Below are 14,392 nucleotides of genomic sequence, written 5' to 3'. Positions count from 1 at the left end.
GCGTCACCTCACGGGTTCGCCGTCGAGGTCTGGACCGCAAGGAGCCGGTCAGGGCTTATGAGCGGGATCGTGTTGTCACTGGCGCCTTGAAGGGCGTAGTCCGCGGCGATTTCGCCGAGCGCAGGTGCAAGCTTGAACCCATGCCCGGACAGGCCCGTGAGGACGCTAATGCGGTCCTCACTACCAAGCCGCCCAACGATCCCGTGGCCGTCCTGGGTGTAGCCCTCCATGTAGGCGGCGACCCGGACAGGATCCGGATAGAGTGCCGGGAAGGAATCGGCGACGAGTTGCCTGAATGCCGTTATTTCGTCGACGGGGACTGTCCGGTCGAGGGCGTCGGGGTCAGCCACCAGACGGTTGACGGTGCCGGACAGGCCTAGTTTCAGCCCGTTTCCGTCCATCGCCGGCAGTCCATAGAACTCTTCAGGCGTTGTGCGTATGAAGCATGGGAAGTTGGCCGGATCAAATGCCCCGCGTTCCTTCGTGACGAACCACGCTGATACCGCCTTGCGAACCTGCACGAGTGGCGCGAGTTCCGGAAACAGCTTCGCCGCCCAGGGGCCGGTAGTGACTACAACGTGGTCGTATCGCTCGCTTCGTCCATGGGCGCTGACCCAGACCCCGCCGTTCTTGACTTCCACCCCTTCGACCGGGGTGTAGGTGCGTAGTTGGGCGCCCAGCGACTCAGCCCGGTACGCGGCCTTCAGCACCGCAAGCTCAGGGCGAAGATAACCTGCTTCACGGTCAAGGACAACGGCGTCCCCCTCGTGGAACGGATGGTGCGGCCAGCGGGTGCGTGCCTCGTCGAGCGGAATGATGGAGGCGTCGACCCCGAACTTATCGATTGAGTTGCTGACGTTGGCCATCTGCGATGAGGACTCCCCCAGCATGAGATTGCCGGCAAGTGTGAGCAGATTGGTGCCTGTTTCACCCTCGAGTTGTTGCCAGAGTGCCTTGGCAGTTCGAAGCAACGGCACGTATTCAGGGTCTTCGAAGTAGGCGGTGCGGAAGATACGGGATTCGCCCGCATGGGCGCTACGGTCATGGGCAATTCCGAACTGCTCGTACCCGACTACATCCACGCCCCGTGAAGCCAGGCGCCAGGCGGACATGCTGCCCGCGGTTCCGAGCCCGATGACGGCCACTCTCTTCTTGGTGGTGCTCATTTCTTAAACCTCCTGGGTTAGGACCATCACGAGTCCGTCCGCGGCGATCGCGGGACTCGTGGTGATGATCATGGGTATCCCGGCTTGATTCGCCCTTACTTCGTGGATGACGTCGCCGAAAAGGTCACTGACCTGTCCAAGAAGCCCGCCCTTGGAGACAGGCTTGCCAAGTTCGACGGTCGGTTGCCACCAACCACCCACCGGCGAGCGAATCCAACTCCACCCTTGCTGGTGCTCGGTCTGGCCACGGGTCTGCTCCACGTCATAGGGGAGCATTCCCAGGGTCGCAGCCACATTACGCAGGCCCATGACATGAATGGCGACAGCCTTGGGGTCGATGATCCCGCTGCCTCCTGCCTCAGCGGTGATCGCCGGAATACCGGCATCTGCGGCAGCAGAACTCGTGGTGCCGGTTGTGACCCGCGCGTCGGAAGGCTGCCTGATCACATGCTGGGTCCCGTACGCCACCGCGATCCGCCGCGCAGCCTCACCCACGGGTGACTCGTCGTAAATAACTACCGGCTCAATAGCTTCCGGCAGATCTCCGGAATGCAGGTCTATGACGTAGTCGGCTCCCCGGATGAAGCGCTCGAACACATGGTGTGCCAGCACGTCCGAAAAGCTGCCCTTCGGGTCGCCGGGAAAGCACCTGTTCAGATTCTTGCCATCCACTGGAACGACGAAGGGCGTTCGGCCCATGTAAGCCGGGACGTTGACCACGGGAACCGCGGTGATGATCCCCCTCAGTTCCGCAGGATTGACCTCCGAAACGAACTCCCGCAGGGCAGCCATGGCCGCGTACTCACAGCCATGGACCCCTGCGAGAACCGTCAGCCGAGGCCCGGTCTCCCGGCCATGGATCTCGATGTACGGCACATCCAAACCGCCGCCAGGGAGAGCAGGGATGTGGAAGTGGCCGCGAATCACGGGCTCTTGGCTTCCGAAGCCACCATGCATTTGGGTGTCCTATCCGACCGAAGTGTCGGACAATCGTGTCCGACATGATTGTTTGATACTATCGTTTGGTGATCTAGTGTCAAGGCCCACTCCAAAGTGCGGGTGGCTGCCATTAGCCGATAGGGGTGTGAGCGCAATGGAGAGTCAACCTTCCTCTGAGCCAGCAAGGACGTCTCTCGCGAGAACGCTTGCGCCTCGGGTTGCGGAGCGAACAACACTCGTGGATCAAGTGGCGCACCGAATCAGGAGGGAAATCATCCTGGGGACCCTCGACCCCGGCCGGCATCTTGTGGAAAAGAGGCTCGCCGAAGATCTGTCTGTAAGCCGCGGGACAGTCCGCGAGGCCCTGACGCGCCTTGCCGCAACCGGGCTGGTCGAATTCTCGCCGGGTTCGGGTAATAGGGTTCGATACTTCAGCGATGGCGACATCGCCGAGATCGGGGAAGTCTTCGCAGCGCTCGAAGGGCGGGCGGCCATGCACGCGGTACTTCCCCCGCCCGTGGAGGTTGAGAAAGAGCTAAGGCGCATCGCCGAGCGCATGCGGGGGCTTCGTCTGCCGGAGGACGTAGACGATCTCATGAGGTTGGACCGTGAGTTCCATGGAACGCTGATGAATCAGCAGCCAAAGACCAAACTGGTGGAGGCGTGGCAGAGTCTGGAGTCGCTTCTCGCGGTCATGATGGTGCCGATAATGCGGCGCGGCGTTGGTACGGCCGACAGCCAGGCGGACAGGCATCTCCTGCTGGTCGACGCGGCAATGAGCGGGGAGCCCGAACTGCTCATCAAGGGTCTCGAAGAGCACTACTACCAGATCTAATATCTGGATACAGCGAACGGCCTCTCATGGTTCACAAGAGGCAGCTTGAGGTCCGCTAGCTGGACGACGCTTGGGTCGCCCGCCTCCGCAGCCATGCACTGCGCACCTGTTCACGGAGCGTCTTTTGGCTGCGACGGCTGACCAGGACCACGCAAGCGACGGCGGTCAAAAGGACTACCACCCCGCCGGATGCCACAGCCCAGCGGGCTCCGAATTCCGTGCCGATCCAGCCCATGAGGGGTGCTCCGATTGCCGTGCCGCCTTGCAGGATGGCCAAGTACAGGGCGAGGACGCGTCCACGGAATTGCGGCTCCACGGACAACTGGATGGTGGTGTTGCAACTGTTCAGGAACGTGATGGACGCCAGCCCTACCGGAACAAGTACTGCTGCATATATCCAGAACGTCGGCGAGATACTCGCCAGGATGGTGAAGGCGCCAAGGCTCATTGCGCCGCCGAGCATGAAACGGAGCCTCGGGCCGGACCTGCGGGCCGCCAGCAAAGCACCCCCGAGTGTTCCCACGGCCATGATGGAGCCAAGGAGACCAAACTCCTCCGGCCCCATGCCAAACTCCGCCGTGGACATCAAGGAGTTCGTCACCTGGAAGTTCATGCCAAAGGCACCCAACAGCCCCACCATCAGCAAAATGAGGACCAGGTCAGGGCGTTGGCGCACGTACTGCAGGCCTTCGGTTAATTGGTGCTTGCCGCGGGCCACTGGCGTTGCCGGCTGCAACTCGGCGGCCTTAACCCGGGAGAGGGAAACGATGACGGCCACAAAGCTCGCTGCGTTGAGAAGGAACACCGGACCCGTGCCGATCCACGCAATGAGCACTCCGGCGATGGCAGGGCCGGTCAGCCTGGCGCTGTTGAAGGACGCAGAGTTCAGCGCCACGGCATTGGAGAGCTTCTCCGGGCCAACAAGTTCCGACACGAACGCCTGACGGGCCGGGCCATCGATTGCGGCAGCCAGTCCCAAGGCAAGGGCGGCGAGGTAGACGTGCCACAACTGGGCCACGCCCGTTACCACCAGAAGGCCAACGATCAGCCCGCAGATTCCCATGGCCGTCTGGGTCCAGAGGAGGATCACGCGCTTTCGGTATCGGTCGGCCAGGACGCCCGCATACGGCCCAAGAAGGAGCATGGGCAGGAATTGCAGCGCCGTGGTGATGCCCACTGCGGTTCCGGAGTGATTCGTGAGGACCGTCAGGACCAGCCAGTCCTGTGCCACCCGCTGCATCCAGGTGCCGACGTTGGACACCAGCGCACCACCAGCCCAAAGCCGGTAATTGGGGCTCTCGAGGGCACGGAACATGGCACTCACTTGGCGCTCATCTCCTGCATGATGCGCGCGGCCCGGCTGAGCGTCAGCCGATCCTCCGCACTGAGTCCCGCTACGCGCTGGGCCAGCCAGGCAGTCCGCTGGCTGCGGGCCTCGGCCAGGACTTCCTGGCCCGCCGGAGTAATGCTGATGTGGACCTGCCGGCCGTCTTCGGGGTTGGCCTGCCGTGACACGAAACCTTGCCCGGACAGGGCGTTCACGATCCGGGTCATCGACGGTGCCTGGACGTGCTCCAGCTCGGCCAGTTCCCGTAACGTCTGCGAACCGGAGTTGAGGTGGGCGAGCACCGTGTACTGCCCAGGGGTAATCACCTCGCCGGTCGCTTCGATTCGCAGCCTGCGTGATGTTCGCATCACTGCGGTTCGAAGATCAATGGCAAGGACGTCGGCTTGAATCTCCGCCGGTCCGTCGTCGATAGCTGCGCTCACAGGGAGACGCCTCCTGAGGTTTGGCATAATAGTTAGCAGTGCTAATTAGCTCCGCTAACTATTATGCTCCTCCCCCGGCGGCCTGTCCACGGAATGTGATCAGGCCAATGCCACAGTCACGCCCTGCTATGGACCACCTCTTCGTTGACCGACGAGCCCGGGGCGGCGGCGAACTCCTCCACCAGTTTCCGGGCGCCGCGCACTGCGATGGCCACGCTCATCAGGGTCGGGTTCATGGCAGTAGCCGTCGGAATCAGCGCGTTCCCACCGACCACCAAATTTCCGTAGCCCCATACACGTGACCATGGGTCCGCAACGGACGTACCGTCGTCGGATGCGCCCATACGCATAGTCCCCTGGTAGTGGAGGCTGGAGCCGTTTGGCATGAGCCGCGGTTCTGCTACGAAGACCCCCAGCGCCTTGCCCGCCCGGAGCAGCCGTGCGGTGGCATCTTCGATTTCAACGTGCTCCCTCTCGGTGAGGGCGTAGCTGATGGTCATGTTCGGGAAACCGCGATAGTCCAGCTCGTTGTCGTCAAAAGTCACGCCGTCCTCAAAACGCGGGTGCTTGCGCATGCCATAGCCCATATTTACGTAGCCCCAGCGGTTCCGTGCGTAAGGAGCATCAGGGGCCATGGGGAACGGTGTTGTTTCGGAATACATGACCTGGACGGAGAAGGGATGCTCCGGTTCGGAGAAGGGGATCCGGTTGACGGCAGCCACGGGATCGGCTGGGTTCTGGGCGCGCCGTGCAAGTTCGGCCTCCAGATCCGATTCGCTCGCAAACCGTTCCATCTTCTCCGGATCAAGGGCGACTGTGGAGATGACCACCGGATGTTCCGTGAGGTAGTGGCCCAGCGCGGCAGGCCGAACGCCGGAAGCCCACAGCAGTTGCGGCGACCGGAATGCATCCGCGGCCACCACGACTACGTCTGCCGGGACAAAAGTGGTTTCTCCCGTGCGAAGGTTTTCCACAGTGACACCGGTGGCCCGTTTTCCCTCCGTTTCCACCCGGCGTACCAGGGTGAGATCACGGAGTTCGAAGCGCCCGGACAACGGAGACCCGGGATCGATGAGTGGACCGAGGACAACATCGGCACCTGCCCATCGCATGGAACCGTCAGGCTGGGGATCGCCCGCGACGGGCAGGGTACCCACCCCATAACCCTCCGGGAGCTCGCCGGCGAACTCTTCTTCCAGGAGCGACCGAATGGCGGCCCCGACTCCCGAATCGGCGAACGCTGCGCTCTGCACATGGAGGAGGCCCTTCGCCGAGGTGATGAGGTTCTCCCACTCGTCGTCGGCGATGAACGGGATCTTCTCGCTGAAAGCCGGCGACGGCGTTGCGCATGTCCAGTGCGCCCCCTGCCCACCGACGTTGGTCGCCGCCGCTGCGGCCGGGAAAGTTTCGGCGTGGGCCGACCCCGGTCCGCCGAAGTCAAGGAGGTGGGTACCTTGGCGGGCGGTGAACATGCCTTCAGTCACGGTCCCGGCAGGAATACCCAACGACTCCCGGAACGCGCCGGACTGCGGCCCCTGCGACATCTCCCGTGCCCTGGCCTTCTGATCGGGGTCGGCAATGTTGCGGACGCTTTCGCCTGGCCGGCCGGTCAACTGCGGGCCGGCTTCAAACATGATCACGTGGGCGTCGGGGGTGCCTTCAACCAGCAACCGTGCGTACGTTGAGCCGATCGGCCCGCTGCCAACAATGGCAATGGTCGGATTCTTGGACATTGTTTCTCCTTGGTGCAAGGTCAGGCCGAAAGGGTTTCGGAGACTTCTGGGCGGGTGCTTTGTGGTTCGTCCGCCAACCGTCCTTGCGGCAGCAGGACGGCGGCGATGATGCCAATGGCATAGGTAACGGCGAGCGCGATGAAGATCGGAGAGAACACAGCCCCATAGATTCCCGCAACAACGTCCTGGGTTTCAGGCGGAGCCTGGTGAACGGCGTGGGGCGTGAGGTTCGCGGCGTCCATTCCTGCGGGGAGCAGCGCTGCGACGCCTGAACCAATGGTTCCGCCAATAATGGCGGTGGCTACGGTGGAGCCAACCTGCCGCACGAGGTTGACCGTTGCTGTGATGCTTCCGGTCTGGTTGGCCGGTGCGGCGCTTTGAACTACCGCAACAATGAGGCTCATGAACGATCCGGTCCCCATTCCAACGAAGCCCATGACGATCATCGGCACCCACAGGGGAAGTCCGATCGGCAGCCATGCCATGACAAACAGCCCTGCCGCCCCCATGCACGTCCCAATAATGGGAAAGATCCGATAGCGGCCGGTGCGGCTGGCAAGCCATCCGGTGAGGAGGTTGCTGACCAGCATGCCCAGGACCGTGGCTATGGGCACCAGCCCGGATACTGTGACGCTGATCCGGTAGGCCATCTGGAAATAGGTGGGCAGGTACGCGGTGATGGAGAAAAGCCCGACGCCGATAATCGCCGAGAGCGCGGTGCCGGCGGCTATGGTCCTGTTGGCGAAGAACCGCAAAGGGACGATTGGCTCGGGGGCGCGGCGCTCGATGATGAAGAAGGCCATCAAAGCCACAACACTGACGGCCAGGGCGCTGATGGCCTGTACACCAAGGCTTCGTTCGGCGGTCCATGTGACGCCGAGGACCAGGAAGACCAGGCCCAGCGTGAAGGCGCATGCACCGGCCACATCGTAGTGCCTCGGAATCTGGCCCCGCTCAAGTCGGGGAACCGCAATAAAGGCCAAAACCAAGGCAACAACGCCCACGGGGATGTTGATCCAGAAAACCCAGGACCAGCCCCAGTAGTCTGTGATCGCTCCGCCGAGGACGGGCCCTACCAGGATCGCAATTGGAAACGCCGCCCCGATGGCCGCCAGGTATCGCGGACGCTCACGCGGTGTGGTCACGTTGGCAACAATGGTCTGGGACATGAGCTGCAGCCCGGCTGAACTCATTCCCTGGATCACCCGGGATGCAACCAGCCAGGTGATGTCATCGGCGAATCCGCAGGCCAGGGATGCGAGCAGGAAGATCACCAGGGAAGCGAGAAAGACGCGTCGCGGCCCCAGCACGTCCCCGAGTTTTCCCAGCACGGGCAACAGGACGGTACTGGCGAGGGTGTATCCCACCACAACCCAGCTCATAAGCTCCAGGGCGCCGAGTTCCCCGGCGATGGTGGCAAGTGAAGTTGAGACCACCGTGTGGTCCAGTGCCCCCAGGAAGGACACGCTCAAGAGGGAGGCGACGAGGAACCGAAGTCTCAAAGTAGAAAGTGGCATGGGGTTTCTGCCCGAACGATCGGGCTGTCGACGCGACGGTCTGTGCCTCGGCAGCATCCTCACTGCCGAGAACGGATCCTGGTGGGGATCCCGACGCCACTTTCATTTTAGATCACACTTTGGTCTAAAAGCAACAAAAGATTGTTCTTCTTAGACTCTGGAGCGGGCGCGGTTTCGGTTCCTCGCTCGAGGCACAAGAGGGCCCTCGACGGCGGCACCCACCGTACCTGTCAACTCACCAATGCCTTCCACCACCATGCGCACTTCGTCGCCAGCAGTGAGCGGTGCAGGGTTAAGTTCGCCGCGGCGACCCCACAGTTCACCCAGGCATCCGCCATTGCCCACGGTGCCGGAGCCCAGGACATCGCCAAAAACCACCCTCGAGTTCCTCGAGGCGTAGGAGACGAGCTCGGGGAAGGTCCACCCCATATTGGAGACCAGGTCCTCCCCCACCCGTTCACCATTGACGAAGACCTCTGCCCTCAGTGCCAGGAATCCATCAGCGTCCACGTACGGTTCCAACTCATCCGCCGTGACGATCCACGGCCCAAGGCTGGTGCCAAAGTCCTTTCCCTTGGCAGGGCCAAGGCGGACCTTCATTTCCCTCGACTGGATATCCCTCGCGGACCAGTCGTTCATGATTGTGTAGCCGAAAATAGCTTCGGCAGCCCCATGGCCGGAAAGGTTGGCGCCTCCGGGACCACCCAGCACGGCAGCGATCTCCAGCTCGAAGTCGAGTCGCTGCGTCACCGGCGGAATGACAGGCTCACCAGGCCCCAACACCGTATGGGGATTCGTGAAATAGAACGTTGGCGCCTCGTACCACTCAGGCACCACTTCGCTCTTGCCGTCAACGGAAGCACTGACGCCTTCAACATGTTCCTCGAAGGCAACGAAATCCCTGATCGCCGCCGGAACCAACGGCGCAAGGAGCTGGACAGCGCCCAGCGGCCGTCCGCCGTCGTGGTTCACCCGACCGAACAGTTCACGGGCGCCTGCCAGACCGCGGGCCAGGACCTCTGCAACCCGCAGGCCATTGGGAAACGGTACTGCCTTGTCCCCAATGATGAAGCCCTCGCCAGTTTCGGCGCCGTCCTGCCAGCGCGCAATCTTCATGCCCGCACCCGCTGCGCCAACAATGCCTCGGCATTGCCGGAAAGGATCCTGTCAATCACATCATCCGGCAGCCCGGCGGCGCGGACCTCGGCAACAGGATCATCGGACCCCATATCGAACGGGAAATCGCTACCCATGAGGACCTGGGAGGGCCCCGCGACTTCCACGAGGTGGCGCAATGCCGATGGATCGTGGACCACCGTATCGAACCAGATCCGTCGCAAATAGCTCGATGGCTCATTACTGCAACCGTGGGCTTCCGGACGTACCCGCCAGGCGTGGTCGGAACGGCCGATGGCCGTTGGCAGATATCCACCGCCGTGGGCGGCGAGGATTTTCAGACCGGGGTGACGGTCCAGCACTCCCGAGAAGATCAGGTGCGAAAGTCCTACGGCGTTTTCGGCTGGCTGGCCCACGGTGTTGGACAGATAGAACTTATCCAGGCGCTCATCCAGGCTGCAGCCGAAAGGGTGCAGGAAGACCACGACACCCAACTCCTCCACCCGCGACCAGAGGGGTTCCAGCCGTTCATCGGACAACTCGACGTCGCCGGCAAACGAGGAAACTTCGATGCCGGCAAGACCCCTGCCGAGGATGGCGTCATCCACGCATTCCACAATGCGTTCCGGGTGCTGCAGCGGCACCAAACCCAGGCCGGTCAGCCGCTCCGGTGCCTGGGCGACGTGCTCCGCAACCAGGCGGTTGGCCTCTGTGGCGGTCCACACGGCGAGACCTTCTTCGGCCCAGGGATAGAAATGGTTCGGGGACGCACTGACCCACTGATGGTCCACCCCTTGCGCATCCATGGCACCCAGGCGGGCCTTCACATCTGTCAGCCGAGGGAACCGTTCGCCGATCATGCGTCCGGAAGCAGCGAGACTTTCGGGTCCGTTCCGTCGCGCCTCCAGGTCCGCCGCCGCTTTGAAAGCCTCAGGGGCACGCCGTTCAACCTCAGCCTGAAGAGAGGGCAGGAGCACATGGGCGTGAACATCGGTCGTCATGCCGGCACCGCCATTTTCTCCGCAATGCCGAAGAGCAAGCCCGGGGCGTCTGCGTCCTTCTTACCCTCGATCTGCCACTGGCCCAGCTGAACGGATGCATCCACCACAGCTTGGACGCGCGGAACCCGACGCTCGTGGAAGCTGTCCCAGAGCTTGTCATCGAGGGCATCCGAGCCAATCAGCAATTCAGCCAAAACCACAGCGTCTTCGAGCGCCTGTGCTGCACCCTGCGCGATGGTGGGCGGGCAACTGTGGGCGGCATCGCCGATGATCACCACCGGGCCCCGGTTCCAGCGGCCGGGCACCAGGTGCTTGGTGAACCACGTGTAGTTGACTTTCGCAGCCGAACCCAGATCTTCGCGGATGGAAGCCCACGGGCCGCCGTAGGCCATGGACTCCCCGCGCATGATGTTTACGGCTTCCTCATCCGAAACCCCGAAACGGTCTTGCGCCTTCTCGACCAGGAATGCGTACATCGTGTCCTCGCCCGTGGGCGTGTATCCGGCAATGTATACCGGTCCGCCGTAGTAGAGCTCACTGTGTTCCACTTCCTTGGGGCGGGAGACGAAGGCACGCCAGATGCCCATACCAGTGGTTTCGGGGGCGGTGTCGATGCCCATGAGTCCCCGAACAGAGGAATTAACTCCGTCCGCACCAATCAGGAGGTCGTAGCTTCCCGCAGGGGCCTCGTTGACGAAGACCTCCACCTTCTGGTCATCACGGACGTCAAATCCGGTGACCTTGGCTCCGAAGGTGACCTTCGCTCCGGCTTTTTCGGCGTGCTTCAGCAGGATGCCGGCGAGGTCGGGACGGTACATTCCCATGCAGGCGGGGTAGTCCGGTCCCCCGGTCTTCACCTCGGGGAGTTGGGCGATGACGGGCGCATCGGGTCCGGGAGCCCGCAAGGTCAGCCCTTCGAAAGCCATACCCTTCTTACGCACGTCTTCCCAGACACCCAGGGAGTCGAAGACGCGCAGTGCATTGCCCTGCAGCGTGATGCCCGAGCCCAGGGCGCTCAGTTCCGGCTTTACTTCAAAAACGTCGACGGCGACCCCCGCCTTTGCGAGCTGGATGGCGGCCGCCATGGCAGCAACACCGCTGCCGGCGATCGCTACCTTCTGGACTGCTGTCATGATTACCCCTTGGGTTGTTATCGGGTTGATTAGTGGATCGCGATGGGATTGATGGGCGAACCAACGGCACCTGTGATCGGCAAAGGAGCCGCGACGAGGAGGAACTCGTAGCGGCCGCGTTCACGACACTTCTCCGCGATGCCGTCCAGGTCCCACAACTCACCTACCGTGAGTCCCATGTTGGGAATGACCACCTGGTGAAGTGGCTGGAAGGCCGGAACATCAAACTCATTCGGACGGACTTCGAAGCCCCACGTGTCAGTGGCGATGGCCGCGATCTCGGTTCTGTGCAGCCAGCCGGCCGTCGTCAAGGAAAGTCCAGGCGCCGGGCCTCCGGCATAATCGCCCCAGCCATCCCGCTTCGCGCGGGTCAACTGTCCTGTCCTCACCAGCACGATGTCGCCCGTGCCAACAACACTGCTGGCTCCCTGGGCTTCGATGCAGGACTCCAGATCTGCCGTGGAGATCGCGTAGCCGTCCGGCAGCTCGCCCGTTTCCGGATGCAGGTGACGGCCTAGATCCAGCAGGACACCGCGGGAGACAGGAGCCGCCGCCGCGTGCTCGATTCCGGTGACAAGATCGCCGTCGCTCGTGACGACGTCGCCGGCCCTTCGCCCGTTCCAGGCGGCACCGTGGTCAAAGATGTGACCGAGTCCGTCCCATTGGGTGGAGCACTGAAGCGGCATGGAAATGACATCATCCGCACCGCCCAATCCATGGGGAAAGCCCTGCGTGCCCCGCTCGGCATCCGTTCCGGTGTCCAGCATGGTGTGCACCGGGTTGGTGCGCCGACGCCAGCCTTTTTGTGGCCCATTCATATCGAAGGGCTGGGATAGCGAGGTGACGTCGCCGTCCCGCACCAATGCAGCCGCTTGTTTCCGCTTGGCAGCGTCGATGAAGTTAAGCGTGCCGAGGACATCGTCTTCGCCCCACCGCCCCCAGTTCCGGTAGGCCTTGCCACGGCGGGAGATTTCGCCTTCGGGGTCGGTGCGGTCCAGCAGGTCGGGATTATCCAGGTTCATTGCCCCGCCCACCCTAGGCTTGCCCGGCTGCTTGGCTGGCGACTGGCTCGGCGACGCAGCGCACTACCTGCGTTCCAAGGCCCTGGATACTTCCTGTCATGACATCGCCGTCCCGGAGCAGCCTTCCCCAGTGGGCACCGTTGCCCGCCGGGCTTCCGGTCAGCAGGAGGTCCCCCGGCAGGAGCGGCATATTCTGCGAAGCGGCAGAGACCAGTGCCGGGATATCAAAGAGGAGGTCATCGGTTGTTGCGTCCTGCATGACATCACCATTGAGTTCAAGCCGCACCTTCAGCTTGGCAGGATCCACGAACTGCGCCGGTACAAGGAACGGGCCTGTCGGCAGGAACCCAGGCGCATTCTTGCCGCGGTACCAGTCCGTGCCAATTTCCTTCATGTCGCGTCGGAAAACCAGGTCCCGTGTAGTGATGTCATTGACCACCGTGTACCCGGCAACGTGCTGCATTGCTTCTTCGCGGCCAACCCTGAAGGCCTCTTTTCCAATGACCACAGCCAGCTCCAGCTCCCAGTCGTGCTTCTCGCTGTAGCTTGGGAGAACCAGCGGCACATCGTCACCAACCACACAGGCAGGAAGGCCGATGAAGAAATAGGGCTCACCGTTTGCCTGGCGGTCGTCCATCATCTTGCCGGCCCATTCGCGGGCTTCCTCCGGTGTGCGGGGGTCGTTCTTGTCCAACCCCGCGACGACGAGGTCGATCACGTGCGTCCTGTAGTTGGCACCCGTTTGCAGCACTTGCCTGGGTTCCACAGGAGCCGTGAGAACAACGCTTTCCAGCGGAAGCCAGGGACCCTCGCCTTGGGCAAGCTTTTCCAGGCGGTCCCAGTCAGGCGTGGCCAGGAAGGCGTTGAGACCGGCGGCACCCAGCTCCTGCGGACCCAGCGGCCGGATCCGGTCACCGGCAATGAGCCCTAGCCGTACCTCGTCCCCGGCCCGGTAACGCGCGAGTGCGAACGGTGCTTCCAACTGGCCTGACGTCGTCGTCATGAACGTAACTCCCCTCGTGGACCGTCCTCGGTCCACTTTCATTTAATGTCGGAATTCGACATAAGTAAATCAGTTTGTGGTTATAGCGGTTATCACCGGCATGGATGCCCATGCCGGTGATAACCGTGAAGTCTTAGCCCTGGCCCTGGCGGGCGTAGGGGTTGAACAGGGCTTCCTTGATCTCGTCCGGAACGCCCTCTTCGGTGGCGCTGGGGCCGTCTGCCGGAGGGAAGGACTCCGTCATGGACATCGGCATGGCGCCGTTCCGGTACATGTTGTTCGAACCAATGGACGGGGTCCACGTGTTCGGCTCCCAGTCGGGAACGTAGTTGCGGTAGCCGCCCGTATTGAGCTCGATGCGAAGGGTTGACGGCTCCCGGTAGTAGAGGAAGTTTTGCTCGCCGATGCCATGGATGGAGGGGCCATATTCGATCGGAATGCCGTTTTCCATCAGGGTGTCCGCGGCGATCAGGAGTTCTTCGCGGGTATCCACCCAGAAGGCGTAGTGGTTGATGCGTCCAGCGCGCGTGGAGCCGTCCAGGACCACGCCGAGGTCGTGGGACTTCTCGTTGGTGGTCAGCACGGAGAACACCGAGATGGGGGCCTCGTCCAGGACGGTCCGGGCCATGATGCGGAAGCCAAGAACCTCGTTGTACCACTTGGCGAACCCGTCCACGTCACTGGTTGCGATGGTCACGTGGTCCAGCTGGCGGGGTGCGCCTGCCACCTTGCTGCGGCGCGCCGGGCGGTCCGGGTAGATGGAAAGATCCTGGCCCTCACCCTGGTATCGCGTAACGTCCCAGTGCAGTGTCATGCTGTGGCCCCACGGCCCCACGAACCGGTAACCACGGCCAATGCCATGGATGTCAGTCCATTCGCCTTTAGCCCCTGCCGCTTCGATGCGTCGCACCGCTTCGTCCAGTGCTTCGGCGCTGGACGTCCGCCATGCCATGGTTTCCAGTGCCGGCTCTTCGCCCGGAACAACAACCACGCTGTAGCGGTAGTAGTCGCCCCAGCACCGGAGGTAGACGGCGCCGTCAACGCGGTCCACAACCTTGAGCCCCACCTGGTTGACGTAAAAATCAACGGAGGCCTCGACGTCGGGAGTGGCAATTGCTACGTAGGAGAGGTGGGAGAGAAGCTTGATCATCTTCGAT

Annotated in this window: 13 protein-coding genes; 1 reads left to right on the top strand and 12 read right to left on the bottom strand. The window is 62.7% G+C overall.

The window, feature by feature from the left end:
• Window positions 1-8 precede the first annotated feature (8 nt).
• Window positions 9-1,166: an N-methyl-L-tryptophan oxidase gene (solA, locus tag J2Y41_RS16495; protein WP_309930059.1), complete on the bottom strand. Its 1,158-nt coding sequence runs from the start codon at window positions 1,164-1,166 to the stop codon at window positions 9-11.
• 3 nt (window positions 1,167-1,169) lie between these two features.
• A complete protein-coding gene (locus J2Y41_RS16490; protein ID WP_309930058.1) occupies window positions 1,170-2,123 on the bottom strand; it encodes a succinylglutamate desuccinylase/aspartoacylase family protein in 954 nt (317 codons plus the stop codon).
• 229 nt (window positions 2,124-2,352) lie between these two features.
• On the opposite strand from J2Y41_RS16490, the gene J2Y41_RS16485 reads away from it, so the two are divergent.
• Complete coding sequence (locus tag J2Y41_RS16485) at window positions 2,353-2,940, top strand: GntR family transcriptional regulator (protein ID WP_263422280.1); 588 nt, start codon at window positions 2,353-2,355, stop codon at window positions 2,938-2,940.
• 55 nt (window positions 2,941-2,995) lie between these two features.
• Here J2Y41_RS16485 and J2Y41_RS16480 read toward each other — a convergent pair whose 3' ends face one another.
• The 10 genes from J2Y41_RS16480 to J2Y41_RS16435 form a co-directional block, all read right to left on the bottom strand.
• Window positions 2,996-4,264, bottom strand: a complete 1,269-nt coding sequence (locus tag J2Y41_RS16480) for an MFS transporter (RefSeq protein ID WP_309930052.1) — start codon at window positions 4,262-4,264, stop codon at window positions 2,996-2,998.
• On the bottom strand, window positions 4,261-4,635 hold the full coding sequence (locus J2Y41_RS16475; RefSeq protein ID WP_224095110.1) for a MarR family transcriptional regulator: 375 nt from the start codon (window positions 4,633-4,635) through the stop codon (window positions 4,261-4,263). Before J2Y41_RS16475 ends, J2Y41_RS16480 begins: the two co-directional genes overlap by 4 nt.
• Window positions 4,636-4,826: 191 nt before the next feature.
• Window positions 4,827-6,443, bottom strand: coding sequence for a GMC oxidoreductase (locus J2Y41_RS16470; protein ID WP_309930050.1), 1,617 nt, complete (start codon window positions 6,441-6,443; stop codon window positions 4,827-4,829).
• A gap of 20 nt (window positions 6,444-6,463) precedes the next feature.
• Window positions 6,464-7,960, bottom strand: a complete 1,497-nt coding sequence (locus tag J2Y41_RS16465) for an MDR family MFS transporter (RefSeq protein WP_396133553.1) — start codon at window positions 7,958-7,960, stop codon at window positions 6,464-6,466.
• 150 nt (window positions 7,961-8,110) lie between these two features.
• Window positions 8,111-9,076, bottom strand: coding sequence for a fumarylacetoacetate hydrolase family protein (locus tag J2Y41_RS16460; protein WP_224094080.1), 966 nt, complete (start codon window positions 9,074-9,076; stop codon window positions 8,111-8,113).
• Entirely contained in the window at window positions 9,073-10,077 is a 1,005-nt protein-coding gene (locus J2Y41_RS16455) for an amidohydrolase family protein (protein WP_224094078.1), read from the bottom strand. Before J2Y41_RS16455 ends, J2Y41_RS16460 begins: the two co-directional genes overlap by 4 nt.
• Window positions 10,074-11,210, bottom strand: a complete 1,137-nt coding sequence (locus J2Y41_RS16450; RefSeq protein WP_224094077.1) for an FAD-dependent monooxygenase — start codon at window positions 11,208-11,210, stop codon at window positions 10,074-10,076. Before J2Y41_RS16450 ends, J2Y41_RS16455 begins: the two co-directional genes overlap by 4 nt.
• A gap of 29 nt (window positions 11,211-11,239) precedes the next feature.
• Window positions 11,240-12,232: a cyclase family protein gene (locus J2Y41_RS16445; protein WP_224094076.1), complete on the bottom strand. Its 993-nt coding sequence runs from the start codon at window positions 12,230-12,232 to the stop codon at window positions 11,240-11,242.
• A gap of 13 nt (window positions 12,233-12,245) precedes the next feature.
• Window positions 12,246-13,235: a fumarylacetoacetate hydrolase family protein gene (locus J2Y41_RS16440; protein ID WP_309930045.1), complete on the bottom strand. Its 990-nt coding sequence runs from the start codon at window positions 13,233-13,235 to the stop codon at window positions 12,246-12,248.
• Between the two features lie 133 nt (window positions 13,236-13,368).
• Entirely contained in the window at window positions 13,369-14,385 is a 1,017-nt protein-coding gene (locus J2Y41_RS16435) for a VOC family protein (RefSeq protein WP_309930043.1), read from the bottom strand.
• Window positions 14,386-14,392: the final 7 nt, after the last annotated feature.

Origin of the sequence: Arthrobacter sp. 1088, from assembly GCF_031455315.1 — a bacterium.
Taxonomy (GTDB): Bacteria; Actinomycetota; Actinomycetes; order Actinomycetales; family Micrococcaceae; genus Arthrobacter.
Note: the sequence above shows the minus strand (reverse complement) of the source record. Positions and strands in the feature narration are given on the sequence as shown.